The following is an 18287-nucleotide window of genomic DNA, read 5'->3' as shown; positions in this document are numbered from 1 at the left end:
CCCCCTGTGTCAGGATAGTTGTCGCCTCTAACTTTTAATAGAGGCAATAAAATGAGACGTCGATTTACACAAGAATTTAAAGTTCAAGCTGTTGAAAAAGCATTATCTCAATGTGATGATGTTCGCCTAGAAGATATTGCGTTTGATTTAGGCATCGGTTATTCAACCTTGCAACGATGGATTACGCTTGCTAAAAAACATGAACTTGAAACTAAAAATAATGGTAGTCACATGACAACAGAAAAACGCCCTCATGACTGGAGCTTAGAAGAAAGGCTTAATGCCATTATTGAATGTGCGAGTTTAGATGAAGCAGCTCTTAATGAATATTGCCGTGCTAAGGGGCTTTACCCGCATCATATTAAACAGTGGAAGCAAGATTTAGTAACACCACCTTCAAATAAAACAGTAAAGTCAGACAGTAAACAGCTTAAGCAAGAAATAAAGCAACTGCAAAAAGAACTGAATCGCAAAGATAAGGCCTTAGCTGAAACTGCCGCTCTACTTGTACTCAAAAAAAAAGCGGATGCGCTTTGGGGTTTCAACGAGGACGATTAACCAGCTCAACTGAACGTCATGAACTGATAAAGCTCATTACCGACGCGCAGAAATCAGGGGCAAGGCAAGCAAAAGCATGTGAGTTACTTGGTCTAACGGCAAGAACAATTCAACGCTGGATTGAAGCTGATGATATGACAGATAAGCGAACGAGTACGATAAAGCGACCACCTAACAGGCTAACTGAATTAGAGCAACAGCGTATTATTAAGACAGTAAATTCAATAGAATACGGACATTTACCACCCAGCAAGATAGTCCCTAAACTATTAGATAAAGGTGTGTGGATAGCATCAGAAAGCTCGTTTTATCGTGTTATGAAATCACATAAATTATTAACACACAGAGAAAAAGTTAAACCAAATAAAAAGATAAAAAAACCAAAAGCGCTCAAGGCAACACGTGTAAACGAAATTTATACATGGGATATCACATATTTGCCAACAGCGGTTAAAGGTCAGTTTTTATACTTATATTTAGTGATGGATATTTATAGTCGAAAAATAGTTGGTTGGCAGGTTCATGACACACAGCTAAGCACACTGGCGGCTGATTTAATGGTAGATATTTGCAGGCGAGAGCAGGTAAAGCCAGATCAAGTCACGTTGCACTCGGATAATGGCAGTCCAATGAAAGGGGCAACGTTATTGGCAACATTGCAGGAGTTAGGTATTGTGCCTTCATTTAGCCGACCGTCAGTGAGTAATGATAATCCTTATTCTGAATCGCTATTTAAGACGTTAAAGTATCGCCCAGAATACCCTGAAAAAGCCTTTGAAAGCATCGGTAGTGCAAGGAAGTGGGTTAACGGATTTGTTGATTGGTACAACGATGAGCACTTGCACAGCGGTATTAAATTTGTCACGCCAAACCAGCGTCATTTAGGATTAGATAAAGCGATACTAGCGAACCGTCACCGAGTAAATGAAATAGCGAAATTGCAGAATCCAATTCGTTGGTCAGGAAAATCTAGAGATTGGACAATGACCAATGAAGTAAATTTAAATCCAGAGAAAAAAGAAGCAATGCGGGCGGCATAAAATTTAATTTGATGCGACAACTAACTTGAAAAACTCCGCCACAGAGGATAGGAGAACACAGAGAAAGTAATTAAAGACAAAGATTAAAGAACTGTTCTTAGTTATTAGATTTCCAAAATTGAAGCTTTTTCTCTGTGCAGCACGAAGCGCCTCGGTGCTCTCTGTGGTTCAAAAAAGGTTAAAGTTCAGAGTAGACGAGCTGCGAGGTTCAAGGCCCGTTACTCGAAGCTCGTGGCTCGTGTTTTAACCACAGTATTTATTAAACATCCAGCTGCCTCTGATAGCCTCATAATGAGAACCAAATTGCAGCGATAAACACACTATTGGCAAACGATTCATTTGCTCAGCCATACTAAACACATCATAAAATTTATAACCATATTTAGAAGCTAATTTAAGCTCATTCACATAAAGGGCTTTGTAGGTAGGTGGTAGTTCACTCCAGTGCATTAACGCAATTTGAATAATGCCTAAATGAATATCTAACTTATATGGGCCTACTTTTTTGGCTTGCTGAATATAATTGTATACCCGCTCTGTTGGTCCCTCTTGATAACTTACAACTTGCGCTAAGCTCATCCAAGTTTGTGCCCAAGTTTGTCTAAGCTCAACTGACTTTAATAACGCCTGCTCAGCTTGTTGATATGTTTGCTTTACTTTATCTGATTGCTCACTTGATGTGCTATCTATACCACTGAGGCTTAGTAATTTGATATGGGCTAAAAAATGCCAATAATGAGGATGCTCGGGATCCATATTCGTAGCTAACGTAATCGCATTTTCTGCAGCTTGAAGCGATGAACCAGATAAAGCACCATCCGACTCTTGCACAATATTAAGTGCATGAAAGTACCATGCATTAGCGCGCATACTTTGCATGCTGCTATATGCAATTACAAGCACTATTAGAGCTAAAATAACAGCAGGCACTACCTTGACCATGTTTAATTTAGTCATTAAATAAGCTCTCGGTTAATTGCAGCGGGTTAGTTACAAAAAGCGCTGTTGCCTGCTCTTCACCTATTAACTGCGCTACTGTATTTTTAGCTTGGCTTAAAATAGGCGGTCGGCGCTTTACTGAATGCGCATCAGAGGCAACATAGTTCACTAAACCATCTTTTAGCATTTGTAACGCTATAGCTTGAGCGCTTTCGCCCCACTCGCCTTCAATACTCGATGCAGTTAATTGAAAGTCGCAGCCTAACTGCTTTAAGTGCTGAATATAATAAAGGTTTGACTGAATATCGCGATTACGCTCAGGGTGCGGAATAATAACGCGTGTGTTTTGTTTAGCGAGCCACTGTATAAACTTATCGTAACCTTGTGGCATGTGTGAATGCGGTAACTCTAATAACAACACATTTTTGTCTGCTATTTTACCAATAAAAGGCAGCTTATTAGCCATCACCATTGCCATAAGTTCTACGTCTAAACGCACCTCAGCAGCAGCCGCTAATTTAACATTAATACCCTCTTTATGTGCCTCTAGCTTTAAACTCTCTAAATCGTTTTTGATTTGAGCAGTCGCATTGTTAAAGCGACCCATATGTATATGTGGCGTTGCCACCATATGAGTAATGCCGTCGTTTTCAGCCAATTTTAAAAGCGCTAAAGATTCAGTTAAATCTTTAGCGCCATCATCAATACCCGGCAAAATATGCGTATGAATATCAATCATAAATTAACTTCGTTACGCTTGTGGCTTTTCAGGTTGCTGAGAGTAATCGTAATAATCATAGTAACCATGACTATGCTCATCTTTAGACTTACTCATATCTACCTTGTTAAGTACCACACCAGCAACATGGGCTTTTACTTCAAATAAACGCTCAAGGCCAGCTGTAATTGGTTTAATACGGGTTATGTCTGACTTAACAACATAAACAACCGAGTCAACACTTTGCGCAATTACTAATGCATCACTTACTGCCTGTGTAGGCGGTGTATCAACAATAATGTGATCGTACTGCGCTTTTAACTCGCCAAGTAACTCAGCAAAACGTGGGTTTGATAAAAGCTCAAGTGGATTCGACGGTATTTGCCCGCTTGGCATAATAGTGACACCCGATTGTGTATCAACATGTACACACTCAGCTAGTTGCTCAGTACCTATCATTAAATTACTTAAACCTGGGTGAAATACAGGTATATCAAAACGTTTAGCTAACGTTGGTTTACGTAAATCGGCATCTATCAGTAATACCTTGCCCATTTGTGCCAACGACATCGCTAAATTGGCAGAGGTGGTGGTTTTACCCTCTCCTGGGGAGGTAGAGGTAACCGCTATAACCTGATGCGCTCGGTCAAGATGAGTTAACAATAAACTAGTGCGGAATGTACGTACCGACTCAGCAAAGCGGCGATAAGTATCTTCTAAATAAGCATGAATAGGAAAATAGCTCTTTTTAGGAACTGCAACGTGAGGCAACAAACCAAGCATACGCTGCGCAAGTTTATTTTCTACATCGTTTTTGTTTTTAACTGTGTCATTTAAGGCATCAAAAACAAAGGTCATTACCACTGCAAAACCAAAACTTGCCACAAAAGCTAAAATAACAATTAACTTTTTGTTAGGCTTGCTAGGTTGGTTTGGTGCATAAGCACGGTCAGTAAAGCGAGCAGCAGCTGAACTAAAGTCACTGGTCACTTCAGTTTCTTTAGAGCGAGATAAAAAGGTATTAAAAATATTACGGTTTGTTTCAACTTCACGCTTTAACTGATTATATTGTGTTTCTTTGCGGGTAATCTCTTGATACTCAGCGCGAATTTTAGCTAAATCACGCTCAAGCGCATTCACTGTTCGCGTAGTTCTATTAAGCTCTTTTTCTATACCGGTAATTAAACCTTTAATTTGCTTATTAAGGTTTGATTTTACGGTTGCAAGCTCAGCCTTAGCTGAGATCATTTTAGGATGTTTAGGGCCATAAACCTCGCCAAGCTCACTGACTTTACGCTCAACGAGTACCACCTCGCGTTTAACATCTTGCACTACACGGTGTGAAGTAATCTCAGGCATACTGCCAAGTAGCTCTATGTTTTCGTTACCATATTCGTTAATCACACGGTTAATGCTTTCAAGGTTATTTTTAGCCGCACGCGCATCAACTAACTGTTTAGACATTTGTTCAAGCTCTTGGGTAACCAGCCCTGCTATGCCTTCAATATCTACTAATTTTTGTGCTTCTCGATAGGCTTGTAATCGCACTTCAGAGCTATCTAGTTGTATACGCAATTCAGATAAACGCGTGTTTAACCAGCTCGACGCCTGTTGGGTAATACCCATTTTAGCGCGCATTTGGCTTTCTATGTAAGACTCACCCACAGTATTAGCGACTAACGCAGCCAACTTCGGATCGCTCGACTCGAAACTTACGCGTACTAATTGGGTATTGCGTATAGGTGAAACATTTAAACGAGACTTAAACGCAGCAAGTAAACCTAACATTTGTCGTTCAGCCTGTTCTTCTTGACTAATAACGGAGGTTACTTTTTTGTTTAAAAAAGGCAGTAACTGTTTGACCATGCCTTTTAACTCACTAGTAAGCGATGGTTTACCTATGAAATCTGTGTGATCTTTTAAATTAAGTTTAGTAATTACCTCACGGGCAATACTATCCGATTTCATAATTTCAAACTGGGTTAAATAATACTCTTTTTTAGTAGAGTCTAAGCCATAAATTTCATCAAAACTGACCGCTTTGGTTTGCTCCGACTCAATCAATAAAGTGGCTGTGGCTACATACTTAGGTACTAACGTTAACGCAAACATAATAGTTAATAATGTAACTAAAATAGCAAAACCTAAAATTTTCCATTTACTTTGCTTAATAACATTAAGATAAGCACCTAAATTAATAACTTCCTCGTTGTTGCTAGGTTTTTCAGAGTGTGTATTCATTTTTTAATTACTGCCTTAAACTGCTTAAAACAAGCGCTGTTCTATTTTTATGGTGTCACCCGCTGCAATTTGGCTGTTTAAACTACCTTTTTGTTGCTGCTGTTTGGTTTGTTCTTTAAAAATAAATATTTTGTCAACTGAGGCACGCTCGGTTAACCCACCGGCTAATGCAATAGCTTGGTTTACCGTCATAGCTGGTTGGTAAGGGTATCCACCCGGCTTTTTAACCTCTCCATGAATATAAAAAGGTCTGTAATCTACTACCTGCGCATATACATTAGGGTTTACTAAGTAATCAGGCTGTAAACCCTTGCTTATTGTTTGCTCAACTTGCGAAACACTTAAACCCACCAGTTTAACCTTACCCAAAAACGGGTAATTAATCTCACCGCTATTACCAAGCAGTGAGGTTACATCTAAATCAGGCTGACCAAATACTTTTATTTCTATTTTATCACCCGCACCTAAAATGTAGTTTTGCGAATCGTTCGCAAAACTACAAAAGCTCAGTAATAACATTAAGCCAGTTAAAATTTTAACCTTCATTCATTTCCCTTTAATGCAAATGTAAAGTTAAGGCCTACAATTACGCGGTCAAATTCAATATCAGTTTGGGTTGAGTTACGATCTATAAAATCAACATAGCCCGTTACCATACCAAAATTACTAGCTAAATAATTTAAGCCTAAGCGAGCATTTTTAACTTTGTCTTTACGGTTTAAGTTACCTGAATATTGCTGTTCTACATAATTAGCGCTTACTACAGAGCTTAAATAGTCGCTCCAATCATGCTGCCACGTAGCACCATAAACACTCTCTTTAATGTAATCACCTTGTAATAAAGGGTCTTTTGCCGCGCGTTTTGTTACCAGTTGCAGCGTAGAATAAGAAAGCGGCTTCCAAACAGCAGCGGCTTCCCAGCTTAAACCACTAAAGTTATCGCGCAGGTTTGACTCAAAATCTTTATTTTGGTAACCCACTTTAAAAGAACCAGAAGTAACGGCTGTAGCTTTCCACTCCATACCTAATAATACTTTTATGTCGTCTGAGTCACGGGTAATACCGTTTGAGTCAATTACATCATAACGGTAGTTTTCTTGCTTTACTTCTAAAAAGGTACGCGTGCCTGCTTGGGTATTGTAATATCCAGTAATGGATAACATAGGTTTATCGTAATCACGGTACTGCGATATAGTGGTAAAATTTTGATAATTTTTGTTATAATAACCCGCTGTTAAAGCAACCTGAGCTTTAGAGCTTTGTGCACCGTATTCGTAGCGAGCTTCCAGGTTTTGTTGTTGGTAATGTGTTGGTTCAGCTATAACGCTGCCTTGACCTTCAGTTAAACCGGCACCTCTTTGCTCGTATAACCAGTCAGCGTTACCCGTCACATCTAGTCTTTGTTGGCTAGTAAACTCTTTATGCACACCTGCGCCCAAGTTTACTTGAGTAAAGTTATCGGTAGTATCTTTATTATGAAACGACGTGCTTGATGCAATATCAAATTTATAGCTATCTGGGCCATCTTCAATTAAAGCGTTTAAACTCGGCGCTATATTCCATATTAAACGTGACTGAGTGGCAGACGGCGTCATAAAAAAGTTGTCGTTGCTGCTCACGCCTAGCTGTAGCGTAGGTGTAATCTCGGCGCCGTCTTTAGTCATTACACTGCCTGGCTTTAATTCTACTGCCAATGCAGGTGCACTTAAGCCCAACGCAACAAGTAAAGTGGTAATTGTATTAGTACGCATTTTCACTTTTAAATCCCTTAAAAATTGTCATAAAAATTATTTTTACATCAAACCATAAAGACCAATGTTTAATGTAATGTAGGTCGTATTCAACTCGCTTGGCCATTTTATCTAAAGTATCTGTTTCGCCGCGCCAGCCGTTAATTTGTGCCCAACCGGTAATACCCGGTTTGGTTTTATGCCTAAACATATAAAACTCTACTTTTTTTCGGTATTCTTCGTTGTGGGCAACCGCATGAGGCCTTGGGCCAACAATCGACATATCGCCTTTTAAAACATTTATAAACTGCGGCAGTTCGTCAAGGCTAGTTCGGCGCAAAAAACCACCTAGTGGAGTAATGCGGGCATCGTTTTTGGTTGCCTGAGTCACTACATCACTATTCTCGGTCACGGTCATCGAGCGAAACTTCCACACTTTTATTTTGCGGCCATCTAAGCCATAACGATCTTGCTTAAATATTATAGGCCCTTTTGATGTCAGCTTTATGGCGGCAGCAATAGTCAATAATAGTGGGGTAATTAAAGTAACAATAATAGCTGAAACGACTATATCTTCTGTGCGTTTAATAAATTCATGAGCACCAATACACGGCGCTTCAAACACGCTTAATGTATCAACATCACCCACGTGCTCAATGCGAGCATGTATTAAATTTGAGAGCAAAAAGTCAGGTACTATGTGCACATCGACGGTGGTATCACCTAGCTGTAATAAAATATCAGCTATTCGTTTTTGCGCTTTCATGGGGAGAGCTATATAAAGTATGTCTATTTCGCCATTACGAGCAGCATCTACTGCACTTTGTATACGCCCCTCAACACCTTGCTGTTCGAGTTGTTCAAACAAACGCTCGGGGCTTCTGTCGTCGTAAAAACCTTTAAAGTTAAACCCTAACTCGTCGTGTTTTACAATTTCAGCATGTAAATAAGCAGCAGACTCTGTAGCACCAATAATGGCCACATTGCGTTGTGATAGTCCTAACTTACGGCGACTACGTTTATACCAATAAACCCCTAAGCGCCAAATAAATAAATATGCCACACTTAACGTAAACCAAATAGCTATTCCCACGCGAGAAAGTGACTCAGTAAACTTAAATAAAAAAGAAACAACCAGTAAAAACGCAAAGGCAATTAAAACACTACCCCATGCACACATTACCATTGTTCTAAATTTGCCCGCTCGCCAAGAGCGATAAGTAGAAAACAGCTCAGCGCTGTATAAAAAACTAAGTGCAACAGTTAGTGCTGAAGCAGCATAAATAGGAGTGAGTTTAAAATTATAAATTAGGGCTGCGCACTGAAAGGCTAAAAACAACGCAAATATGTCGAATAATCGGTAAAAATTGGCATCAGAGGAACCTGAAGGTTTAAATGTCCTTGGAGATGTCATTTTGCTTAATTCCTTATAGCTAATTCAGTGTGAGTAGCACCTCACAAAATCCACGAGGATAATATAGTATTAGCCAATTTTGTTCAATTACTGATTCCGACAAAAGTACTAAAATTCATGTTTAAACATTTTAGCTAACTCTTGCTTTGTTCACTAAGTATCAAGAATACTCACATTTTAATTAAATACCCCCTTGAACCAACTCCAAACCCCAAACGAATATCCATCAAAAATATCAATGCCCAATGCTGACTTAATCAAATATAAAACCAGCAATGTAAGTAAAATAATAAAAATAGCCGCGATGCTTAAAATTAGCGCTTGAGCCAATTTTGCTACTTTTTGCTCTTTTGCGCTTAATTCACGCCTGTTTAGCCCCGCTAAAAAAACATAGTAGTAACGGTATTTAAAAAACTTAACTACGCCTCTGCAATCAACAGCATGATTACCCCACTGCCTAGCACCAATGGCTATTTTTAAATACGCTAGCTGTTCATCGGTAAAAGTAGATTGAATGTTTTTAGGCATTCGTTCTAGTAAACTTCTAATAGCTGGATCTTGCTGTAAGTTCGACAAAAAAACCTCAAATTCTACGTGATTATTAATTGCCAATTATTTTAAACAACAATTTAATAATAAAAAGCCAATTAAAACTTAATTGGCCTTTTATTTGCTAAAAGTACTTTTATTTAAGTGTACTAGAGCGATAAGTATTATTATTTAACCAGCTTGGTAGCTCTACTGTCGGTACAGTGCCATCTTGGTTAATATTTGTTTGGTGGTACGAATGCTGGTTCCAAATGCGAGTTGCATTTTTCCACGGTTTACTGGTATCAGCAGCACCATAAACAGTTACACCCTTGTTTATACTATAACGACTATCAAAGTTGTTAGAAACGGTAATTAACTCAGCATTGTCATCACCCGATAAATCTACAATTAAAGGGTACTCCCAAAGTGACCATGTAGAATTTGCAACAGTCGATAACACTTCACCATTAATACCATTTAAAACTCTAACCTTGAGGTGATCTTGTACGATAACTTCATCAATGCCATCGCCATTAAAGTCATAGGCGCTGACACCCATTTTACCGTTAAATACATCGCCATTAGCAAACGACCATACAACTTCACCCGAGGTATTGTACATATCTACAGAGCTGTATCCTGAGTAGACTATCCCTAAACTATTAGCACCTAAAAAGTTTGAAACTGCTTGAGCGCCGCCACCTAAATTATTAGGGTTTGTTATTTCCCATTTAACGTTACCATCATGCTCAAGTACCGCAAAAACACTTTCAGATGTGTTATTACTAGGATTACTAATAACTATTTCAGGTTCCAAGTCATCATCCAAGTTAACAACTGAACTAAACCACATGCCCCCTGGTGCACCATATTGCCATAGTTGCACACCATTTGAGTCATACAAACCACCACCTGAGAGCACCTCTTGAGTACCATTATTATCAGCATCAAACGCTATTGAAGCAGCAGACCAATTAGTGCTGTAAAGTAAACCTGTTTCATAACTGAATACATTATTTCCGTTTACAATCTCAACAACACCGTCATTATTTATATCACTTAAAGTTACTGAACCTAGTGGTTTGCCCGATTTAGCAAACTCTTTTTTAACTTCACCTAAATGGTTAACGACTTGTATTACAGGTGAAGCAAAATCACTTAAAACTATTTCAACAACGCCATCACCATCTAAATCGGCTGCAGCTACCGTGTTACGAGGGTCACTGAATACACCGCCGTTTTCGTATGTCCATAATTCGGTACCATCAATACCGCTTAAGGCACGAACTAAACCATTTTTATAGAAGACATTATTTTTGAATGTAACAACAACTAAATCAGCCACATCACTGTTATTAATAACGCCATCGCCGTTATCATCATTCAGTTGAGCAACAACAGGAGTTGAAGCAACTTGCGTGTGTTCAGGCATGAATTCGCTTGAATCCCAATGCCACTTTTGTACCATTTCAAACGGCGCTATAGGTTGAGCTTTAGCTGGTAATTCTCCATCAAACTCGCCACCTAGTAGCGCCATTGAGCCATAAAAACTTTGGCCAATAATTGGCATTTTTGCCGTGCCGTATACACCTCTGATATCAGCATAAGGAGCTAATATTACCCCCTGCCAACGATTGCCTTTAATATCTAGCTTTTGTGCATTAGTAAAGTTGAACACGGTTTTACTCGCATGGTGACGTAAACGTGCAAAGCTTTTACCTTTTACAACTACGTTATCATCACCTGTAATATTAAAAACTAAAGTGGCATCCGCAGGAATACCCCATACTTTAAAAGTATGCGCTTTAGCAAAGTCACGAGCTTCTAAATTAAATACTTGTCTATCAGAGCTTCCATCACCTTGTAAATAAAGGCCGCCCCATTTACGGTACACTGTACCTGTTTCATCCAGTTCACTTAATTGTGTACTTAAATCTTTGTAATATTGCTCTTGCTCATCAAAGTTAAATGGTAATGCCGATTCATCTTGGTTAGAAAGGATTTTAGAGCCCCACTCCATACCCCAACGAACACTCCAGTGAACATCAGTACCGCCACCGGCTACCATGCTACCAACATATTGGCGACCATATTTAAAATCGATGGTTGATTCACTAATTAAGTAATATTCTTCTGGGTTGTATGGGCGAGTGTAACCCACGCTGTAACCTTTAAGATCAATTTCACCTGCGGCGATAGCACCGTCAGCACGACCAAAGTTTGATTTAAAATCATTAAAAACAAATGCTGAAAAATTATTGGCAACGCCTAAATCTGCAGCCAGTGTTGTAGAGCTGGCTAATGTAAGTGCGATCACTGCACTCAATTTTTTAAATTTTAATAGTGAGTTAGTCATTTTTTCCCTCGAAAATGAAAAGTGCATGATGGCACCAAATTTAAGTCATTTGTTTAACGAAAGTTAATTCATCGAATTCTTGGTGAACATTATATACACAATTAAAATCAAAAGGAACAAAAAACACTACAAAAGTACCAAGTAAGTGCCCATTAAAAAGGAACAAAAACTAAAATCAATGACTTAGAGTGAGCTAAAACTCCAAAAAAGCGAAAAACAAACCAAAAAGCATTGCTAAATGTTTATTTTATGTAAACGGAATTAAAAGAGGTGAGTAGTATATCAACTCCCAAAGAAAACTAAGCATATAAAAATTTGTCTATATTTATATTAATTTGCACTTTTTATGTACGCGAGGATTGAAAGGTAACGGTGACTACTTAAGTTAAGAAAAACCGAGCATTAAATTACCGATTAAAATGTCTTTATCATTTTAAAAAGTTATGTTCCATGAGTAATAAAAATAAATGTGAGTAAGTTGTCCAATGCCAAAAACTTAAAATTTTTGTAAAAACTCAACTTAAAGAAATTGACAGATACTAATTTAGAAAACTTATTGTCAGCCGTTACTTTAAATTGGTTAATATAAAAGGTTTTTATCTTGTCGAGATTAAAGCTCTACCACCAAAGAGTAACCTCTCAGAGTGATAGAGTTAGTATATATTTATTAAAATTGGGATTAGGGATTAGGGATTAGGGATTAAGATTAAACATTCTTCTTTAAAGAAACTGGCTTTTCTATAATTACAAAAAGCACAAACGACGTTATTAAAGTCAAACAAAAAAGTGGGATCCAAAACCAGAAATATAGAAAGTCATAAATAGGATTTTTTTCAAAAAACACACTAAAAACTAAAAAACAAAATTTTAATGTTAAGCCGTGAATCAAATAATATGAATAACTCATGTTACCTAACTTTCTTAAACATTTATTAACCAACCACTTTGAACTAAACGAAGCACTACTAAAAGCATTTAAACAAAAAATAAAAAATAACACATAAATCACTGCAATCGATAAGTTATAATTTATGTCTACTAACGCTCTTGAGCCAAAAAATAATATTGCAGCTATAAAAGCTATAGTACCCATTTTCCTGGATGTTACTTTTTGAATTTTATTAAACTCATACAATAAAATGCCGCAAATAAACATCATTAAGCGTACATTCCCATCGTTAATGTAAAACCAAGTAAAACCAAATAAGGTAATTAATAACCAAAAATTAATACGGTGGTTACTTTTCCAGCTTTTCATATTTGTTGCAAAAATAATAATTGGAATAAATATGTAGTAAAAAACCTCGTAGCTTAAGGACCACGCAACAGCAATAATTGGGTCAATATCAAACAAACCAGGTAATAACATGAGGTTTTGTATTACATAAATTACAAGTAGTTTCAATTCTTGAGGTAACTTACTCTCAGAAGGAAAAATAAAAGATAAGGCAAGATAAATCAAAAACACGAAGATAAACGTTGGGTAAATCCTTGAAATACGACGTCTAGCATACGTTATTACATCAAAGCTCAACTTATTTATAATCGTACCGTATATTAAAAAACCACTTAGTACAAAAAATAGGTCAACTCCTATATGCCCTGCTGAATGAATAAATGAAGCAATATATGTAGTGTCGTATGAAAGCCAAGGGGATATTAATGAGCTGTAATGAACTAGAAAAACTAAAAACACAGCAATTCCGCGTAAACCCTCCATTGCTCGAAGTGGTGTATTGGCACCATGAGATATTTCTAGTTGATTTGAAACCCAGGTAATCATATGCATTTATGAAAAATAACCCTTTATGAAATTTTTGAAATTAAATGTGTTTATTTTAAAATTTAAATAAAGATGATAATCTTTTTTTAATAGGTAGGCTCAATAGTAAAACACTTGAAGGATTTGAAAACACATTCTTTAGAGCGGATAGTATTTGGCGCGTTTTAATTTGTCTTACTAACACTAAATAGTTGTATGCACAGATTAAGTTTTTTTCACGACTTTGCTGAGCATTTAATTCTTCTTCTGATAGCGTATGCTCATGCATAAACTTTTTATCAAAATCTAAAAGCTTAGTGATATGAGACACTTCCATTTTACTTGATATAGAACCATCACGAATAGTGTAAATATAACCTGCCTGATCAAGTACCTGTGCATTTGCACCATTTGCTAAGCAACTTGCTAAAAAATAATAGTCTTCCCCAATTCTAACTTCTGGCCAGTATTGAATATCCTTTGCTTTTACAAACTCATTTTTAAACAAAGGTTTAACATAACCCGTTGATTTAACATTTGAAAATACGAGATTCGTTTTAATGAGAAACGATAAACTTAAATCACCTAAGGGTAAGTCAGATGTTGAATAAAAAGGCTTAGAAATTACACCATCACTATTTAATTCACAAAAATTATCGATTAGAACATCAGCGGTTTCAGAAGCCGCATTTAACATATTTGTTAACCTACTTTCATGCATTGCATCATCTGAATCTAATACAGCTATCCATTTTCCTTGCGCTGCAGCAAAGCCGATATTACGAGCAGCACCTGGACCGCCATTTTTTTCAGAACGAAGTAACTTAACGCGTAAATCTTTAACTGATTCAACCACAGCACATGTAGAATCGCTTGATGCATCATCAACCACTAACACTTCAACCGAAACTCCTTTCTGTGCCAAAGCAGAATTGATCGCGGTTAAAATAAAATCTTGTGCATTCCATGCGGCAATTACAATTGAAACATCAATAGCGTTTGACATTATTAATCCTAAATAAATTACGTATACTTACTAACTCGGCCTTTACTAAATAAGCCATAAAAAAAACCAACTCCATGAGATAGATCACATAAAGAATTTAACAACGAACTCTTAGGTGATAAGGCATGATAAGGTAAAAAAAACAGGCCTTTCGCTAAATAAAGTGTGCCTTTCACTATACAGGTTGTATAGTTTTCAAAAGGCGTTCTAATTGCAGACTCAATCATAAAGCCGGTAGCGCCAATTCTAAACGTTCGACGCATCGCCCACTTAATCGATAAGCGACTTTGCGCGATATATTCGCTAACAACAGCCGTTTCACTCCATACAAGCTTGCCGCCTAACTGGTTAACCCGTAAAAACAACTCTTTATCTTCGCCGCCATTAATAAGCGCAGGATTAAAACCAAGCTTATTGGCCTTCATAAAATTAATATCTATCAAAACATTATTAGTTGCCGCCCATTTTATTTCAGCGCCATCGGCTAATTTACGTTCATGGTATACCGTAGCGTTACAATAAAATGAACTAGTCCCTTCAGGAAATATTGCTAACTGTGGGCCTGAGGCAACATTAGCGCTATCGTTCGTTTTTACCAAGGTTTTAATCCAATCCGGAGAAGCAAAAGCATCATCGTCTATAAATGCTAAATACGAATAGCCTTCCTGTTTCGCAAAGTTAAGTGCTGCATTTCGTGCGTGGGGGATCCCTTTTATTGGCTCCAGCAAATACTTCACACTTTTTTCACTGGTGTTATAACTAGTAAGTATTTTTTGAATCTGCTCATCTGCTTGCTTATTATTTTCTACAACCAGTATGTCTATTTGATAGTCACCAATGTTAGTGAGTGTCTGCAAGCTTTTTAAACACTCATTAAACGTTGTGTTCCTTGTACCTGTAGTTAAGGTTGCTACAATTATTTTTTGCATAATATTTCGCTATTAATAATTTATCTTTGCAGAATTTTTCTGTTTAAAGCCGCTCTAATAAAGCGAAATGGTACAAAAAGCATTGTTATTGGAAATCTCTTGAATAAGAATTTTGCCAAACAGCGATTAAAGCCCACCTGCGAGATTAAATGTTTTATCATCAAAAAAGAGTAGCGATTTAAATGAAGCTCAGTCTTTTCTTTAATAAAATCATATTCCTCTTTTTGTAAAGAGAAGGTAGATAGTATCTTTTTATACAAAATAAAGTGATATCCTTGTTGAGAAGATGATGCAAGCTTATCCCAATCAAACGAATCAAAATAGATGTTTACACCCTCACCACAGTGAATGTTTTTATTAAATGAAAAAATAACTTTTTTACAGTTACTCACCAATTGCAACCAGAGAAAAAAGTCTTCTCCGGCACTTACTAAAGAGGGATCAAAGCGCGCATCAGGTTGCGATTTAAAATCATAAACAATACACGAAGTTTGGCTTAAATAATCTTTAATAAATAAGTTAAAACAACTAGCACCGGATAACTCAGCTAGCTGTTTATCTGCACTTAACTCAATATTATATGCGGCAGCCGTATCATTCCAATGCTTGAAGCAATCCAATGAAGAAAACCAAGAACTTTTTTCATCAAAACGGCTATGATCACAAAAATAAAATCCCGCACCTAATGATAACGCTGATAACGCTTCTGAAATGTGATGCTCTTTCCAAACATCATCTGAGTCTAAAAAAGCAACAGTACTGATTCCACACTGTTGCAGATAATCTAATGCGGTGTTTCTGGCAACTGCTGGCCCTGCATTTTTTTGCTTAATTAATTCTATACGACAATGTTCCGGCAACTCTAAGGCAGCAAGCTCGTTGTCTGCAGGTATAGGAGAGCCATCATCAACAATTACAATGATAAATGCTGTACTTTTAACCTGTTGCGTGGCAATTGATAACAGTGCTTTCGCGAGTATACCTTGCTCTCTTTGATAAAAAGGGATCACCACTCCAATATTATACTTAAACATTAAACTCTCCCGCTTAAGCGTTTCAAACCACGATAAAGCGGCTTTACTTTTGAAGGTATTTTTGACATTAGCAGGGCTCCAAATGGAATTGAATAATTACTTTTTTTGGCAAAATTTACTATTTCAACTGCCATGGGGGCTTTATCTGAATACAGTTCATAAAAAACATTTAATTTCTTTTTATCGTAAAGCGAAAAGTCAAACACCTCTTTATAAAGCTCCCTTTTACCTAATATATCTAAGGTAGCCATTGTTCGCCGACACTTATAACAATGTGAGCAATTCTTTTCGCTTTCTTCATCTACACAAACATCTAGATACTGATATGAATCAGGAAAGTTAGTAATAAGTTTGGTTTTATCGAATCGAGTTAAAAGTGTTCCATGAGGTAAAACAACAATATTTTCTGTAGATAACAAAGGTAATAATATTGGGTCAAGATGCGCGATTGTGGGTCTGTTATAAAATTGAAAATCACTAAGATGATACGCAGATGCATAATAAAACTGATTTATACCTTGCTGTAATAATAAAGCAACTGAAACGTTTCTAAGAGTATGATTATAAACAAAGTTTAATAACTCATTATCATAAAACAGGTCTAGATTTGAATTAACTTTAAGCAAAGGTGTTTTTAATTGTGCGGCGCATTTTGAAACCAACTTGTAGCGTTGTTCAAATAATCGTTCGCCCGCTCCACCATGTGAACCAACATTATTAAATAGAAAGTATTCAATGTTCTCTGCCTTTATATCAGCTACTGTGGCGAATGAGTCGACCCCTCCAGAGAAGCCAGTGGCTATTATATTGTTTTTTATTTCTTTGCTAGCCCCAATCAAACGCTCTGCCGTTATTGGGATAATATTTAACTCAGGATAAACCGAACGCAACAATACTTGAATGGTTGGCAAACAAGTAAATAATCGACGAGATAAATGGCCATTTAAAATAATAGGCTCGTTTGCAGCCATGCAAGGCATTAATAAGGCAATTAATACACAATCCACTGACTCGGATAACAATTGCTGCTGTTGCACTGGTACATAATATGTTAACGATGATTCAGTAAAAGGTGAATCGCCAAGCTCAAAAGAGATTTTACATTGCTCTGCATCAACATGTTGTATTTCTGGTGCATGAATAATCATAAACTTATAACCTTACAATACTGCGATAATTTTTCTAATGCCATCTCAGACTTCTCAATAAAAGTATTATCTTTACTCATTTGCCCGTGATTTTTAGCGAGCATTAATAACTTCTCAGCTGCTCTGTCGATAAAATAAGAATCCGTAAAACTGAATAAACTACCTAACTGCTCACTGCGTTTACCTAATCCTTGCTTACCTGTTTTATGTGACCATAAGTCTTTAATGGAAGAACTTGGCGTAGTGTTGAACTTAAGGTCGATACGCATTGATTCGGACCAATCAAACCATTTATTTCTGTGTAGTGGAAAGATGGGTTCTAATGCTAGCCAAGGTACTCGCAGTGTATCGGCTAAAATAGCGCCATGCATAGCTTCTGTTATTAATAATTCAGTTTGCTGTATGGCTTGTAATGAAGTCAACACGTTGGGATCTGTAGGGTCTATATAATTTATTCCAGCTTGCTCACACACTTGTTTCCAATTACCTCGATTAATGCTCTCCCAGTGAGGCATAAAACTCACGTTATATTTTTTAGCTTGTGCTGGTAGGTTCATAAATCGAGTTAAAATTGCAGCATCGGTAATGGCTAATTCAGGGTCTAAATTGAGTGCTTTAGCCGTGCGAGGGCCGCGCACAAAAGCAACATCCCAGCTACCATCTTGTAAGTTAGGTTTACCAGAATACCCCCCATATCCAGAACCCATAACAATTTTTTTAGAGTTTGATGGTAAATAATCCCATAATATTGAGCCAATTCCTAAAAAGAGCTCGTCGTCATTGTCATCAAAAAAGCCAGGAGCGACCAATGCATCCCACATAATATTATTTAAGTCATCACCAAAGTTGGGAGTATCGCCTTTATAAAAAGTAAGTTTCAT

General features: G+C 37.2%; 15 protein-coding genes. 1 reads left to right on the top strand and 14 read right to left on the bottom strand.

From position 1 onward, the window contains the following. The first annotated feature begins 51 nt into the window (after nucleotides 1-51). Nucleotides 52-1598, top strand: a protein-coding gene (locus L641_RS0106025; protein WP_139016074.1) for an IS3 family transposase whose coding sequence is annotated in 2 segments (ribosomal slippage) — nucleotides 52-532 and nucleotides 532-1598 — 1548 coding nt in all. Because the reading frame shifts where the segments join, the coding sequence is not laid out codon by codon here. A gap of 243 nt (nucleotides 1599-1841) precedes the next feature. Here the strand turns inward: L641_RS0106025 and L641_RS0106020 are convergent. From L641_RS0106020 to L641_RS0105955, 14 genes are all read right to left on the bottom strand, one after another. Further along, the gene (locus tag L641_RS0106020) at nucleotides 1842-2555 is read right to left on the bottom strand and encodes a VpsP family polysaccharide biosynthesis protein (RefSeq protein WP_024601429.1); all 714 of its coding nucleotides are present in this window, start codon (nucleotides 2553-2555) and stop codon (nucleotides 1842-1844) included. After that, a complete protein-coding gene (locus L641_RS0106015) occupies nucleotides 2548-3276 on the bottom strand; it encodes a CpsB/CapC family capsule biosynthesis tyrosine phosphatase (RefSeq protein WP_024601428.1) in 729 nt (242 codons plus the stop codon). Before L641_RS0106015 ends, L641_RS0106020 begins: the two co-directional genes overlap by 8 nt. Nucleotides 3277-3288: 12 nt before the next feature. Beyond that, complete coding sequence (locus L641_RS0106010) at nucleotides 3289-5496, bottom strand: polysaccharide biosynthesis tyrosine autokinase (protein ID WP_024601427.1); 2208 nt, start codon at nucleotides 5494-5496, stop codon at nucleotides 3289-3291. 24 nt (nucleotides 5497-5520) lie between these two features. Continuing rightward, nucleotides 5521-6042 carry a polysaccharide biosynthesis/export family protein gene (locus tag L641_RS0106005; RefSeq protein WP_024601426.1) on the bottom strand — a complete coding sequence of 174 codons (522 nt, stop codon included), beginning with the start codon at nucleotides 6040-6042 and terminating at the stop codon, nucleotides 5521-5523. Then, entirely contained in the window at nucleotides 6039-7253 is a 1215-nt protein-coding gene (locus L641_RS0106000) for an outer membrane beta-barrel protein (protein WP_024601425.1), read from the bottom strand. Before L641_RS0106000 ends, L641_RS0106005 begins: the two co-directional genes overlap by 4 nt. After that, nucleotides 7237-8640, bottom strand: coding sequence for an undecaprenyl-phosphate glucose phosphotransferase (locus tag L641_RS0105995; RefSeq protein WP_024601424.1), 1404 nt, complete (start codon nucleotides 8638-8640; stop codon nucleotides 7237-7239). The genes L641_RS0106000 and L641_RS0105995 overlap by 17 nt, the downstream gene beginning before the upstream one ends. A gap of 177 nt (nucleotides 8641-8817) precedes the next feature. After that, the gene (locus L641_RS0105990) at nucleotides 8818-9216 is read right to left on the bottom strand and encodes a hypothetical protein (protein ID WP_024601423.1); all 399 of its coding nucleotides are present in this window, start codon (nucleotides 9214-9216) and stop codon (nucleotides 8818-8820) included. 109 nt (nucleotides 9217-9325) lie between these two features. Continuing rightward, nucleotides 9326-11527, bottom strand: coding sequence for a choice-of-anchor A family protein (locus tag L641_RS0105985; RefSeq protein ID WP_024601422.1), 2202 nt, complete (start codon nucleotides 11525-11527; stop codon nucleotides 9326-9328). Between the two features lie 706 nt (nucleotides 11528-12233). Continuing rightward, a complete protein-coding gene (locus L641_RS0105980) occupies nucleotides 12234-13316 on the bottom strand; it encodes an acyltransferase (protein WP_051385858.1) in 1083 nt (360 codons plus the stop codon). A 49-nt stretch (nucleotides 13317-13365) separates the two neighbouring features. Further along, nucleotides 13366-14295 carry a glycosyltransferase family 2 protein gene (locus L641_RS0105975; protein WP_024601420.1) on the bottom strand — a complete coding sequence of 310 codons (930 nt, stop codon included), beginning with the start codon at nucleotides 14293-14295 and terminating at the stop codon, nucleotides 13366-13368. 17 nt (nucleotides 14296-14312) lie between these two features. Beyond that, the gene (locus L641_RS0105970; RefSeq protein WP_024601419.1) at nucleotides 14313-15224 is read right to left on the bottom strand and encodes a glycosyltransferase; all 912 of its coding nucleotides are present in this window, start codon (nucleotides 15222-15224) and stop codon (nucleotides 14313-14315) included. Nucleotides 15225-15244: 20 nt separating this feature from the next. After that, a complete protein-coding gene (locus L641_RS22610; RefSeq protein WP_024601418.1) occupies nucleotides 15245-16258 on the bottom strand; it encodes a glycosyltransferase family A protein in 1014 nt (337 codons plus the stop codon). Then, complete coding sequence (locus tag L641_RS0105960) at nucleotides 16258-17406, bottom strand: hypothetical protein (RefSeq protein ID WP_024601417.1); 1149 nt, start codon at nucleotides 17404-17406, stop codon at nucleotides 16258-16260. The genes L641_RS22610 and L641_RS0105960 overlap by 1 nt, the downstream gene beginning before the upstream one ends. Further along, nucleotides 17403-18287, bottom strand: coding sequence for a polysaccharide pyruvyl transferase family protein (locus tag L641_RS0105955; protein WP_024601416.1), 885 nt, complete (start codon nucleotides 18285-18287; stop codon nucleotides 17403-17405). Before L641_RS0105955 ends, L641_RS0105960 begins: the two co-directional genes overlap by 4 nt.

It is taken from the genome of Pseudoalteromonas sp. TB41, assembly GCF_000497975.1.
In the GTDB taxonomy this organism is placed as follows: domain Bacteria; phylum Pseudomonadota; class Gammaproteobacteria; order Enterobacterales; family Alteromonadaceae; genus Pseudoalteromonas; species Pseudoalteromonas tetraodonis.
This window is presented reverse-complemented; position numbering and strand designations above follow the sequence as displayed.

Coding starts and splice junctions, on each gene's coding strand:
- L641_RS0106020 (WP_024601429.1), bottom strand. CDS start 2,555: ATGACTAAATTAAACATGGTCAAGGTAGTGCCTGCTGTTATTTTAGCT.
- L641_RS0106015 (WP_024601428.1), bottom strand. CDS start 3,276: ATGATTGATATTCATACGCATATTTTGCCGGGTATTGATGATGGCGCT.
- L641_RS0106010 (WP_024601427.1), bottom strand. CDS start 5,496: ATGAATACACACTCTGAAAAACCTAGCAACAACGAGGAAGTTATTAAT.
- L641_RS0106005 (WP_024601426.1), bottom strand. CDS start 6,042: ATGAAGGTTAAAATTTTAACTGGCTTAATGTTATTACTGAGCTTTTGT.
- L641_RS0105995 (WP_024601424.1), bottom strand. CDS start 8,640: ATGACATCTCCAAGGACATTTAAACCTTCAGGTTCCTCTGATGCCAAT.
- L641_RS0105985 (WP_024601422.1), bottom strand. CDS start 11,527: ATGACTAACTCACTATTAAAATTTAAAAAATTGAGTGCAGTGATCGCA.
- L641_RS0105980 (WP_051385858.1), bottom strand. CDS start 13,316: ATGCATATGATTACCTGGGTTTCAAATCAACTAGAAATATCTCATGGT.
- L641_RS0105975 (WP_024601420.1), bottom strand. CDS start 14,295: ATGTCAAACGCTATTGATGTTTCAATTGTAATTGCCGCATGGAATGCA.
- L641_RS0105970 (WP_024601419.1), bottom strand. CDS start 15,224: ATGCAAAAAATAATTGTAGCAACCTTAACTACAGGTACAAGGAACACA.
- L641_RS22610 (WP_024601418.1), bottom strand. CDS start 16,258: ATGTTTAAGTATAATATTGGAGTGGTGATCCCTTTTTATCAAAGAGAG.
- L641_RS0105960 (WP_024601417.1), bottom strand. CDS start 17,406: ATGATTATTCATGCACCAGAAATACAACATGTTGATGCAGAGCAATGT.
- L641_RS0105955 (WP_024601416.1), bottom strand. CDS start 18,287: ATGAAACTTACTTTTTATAAAGGCGATACTCCCAACTTTGGTGATGAC.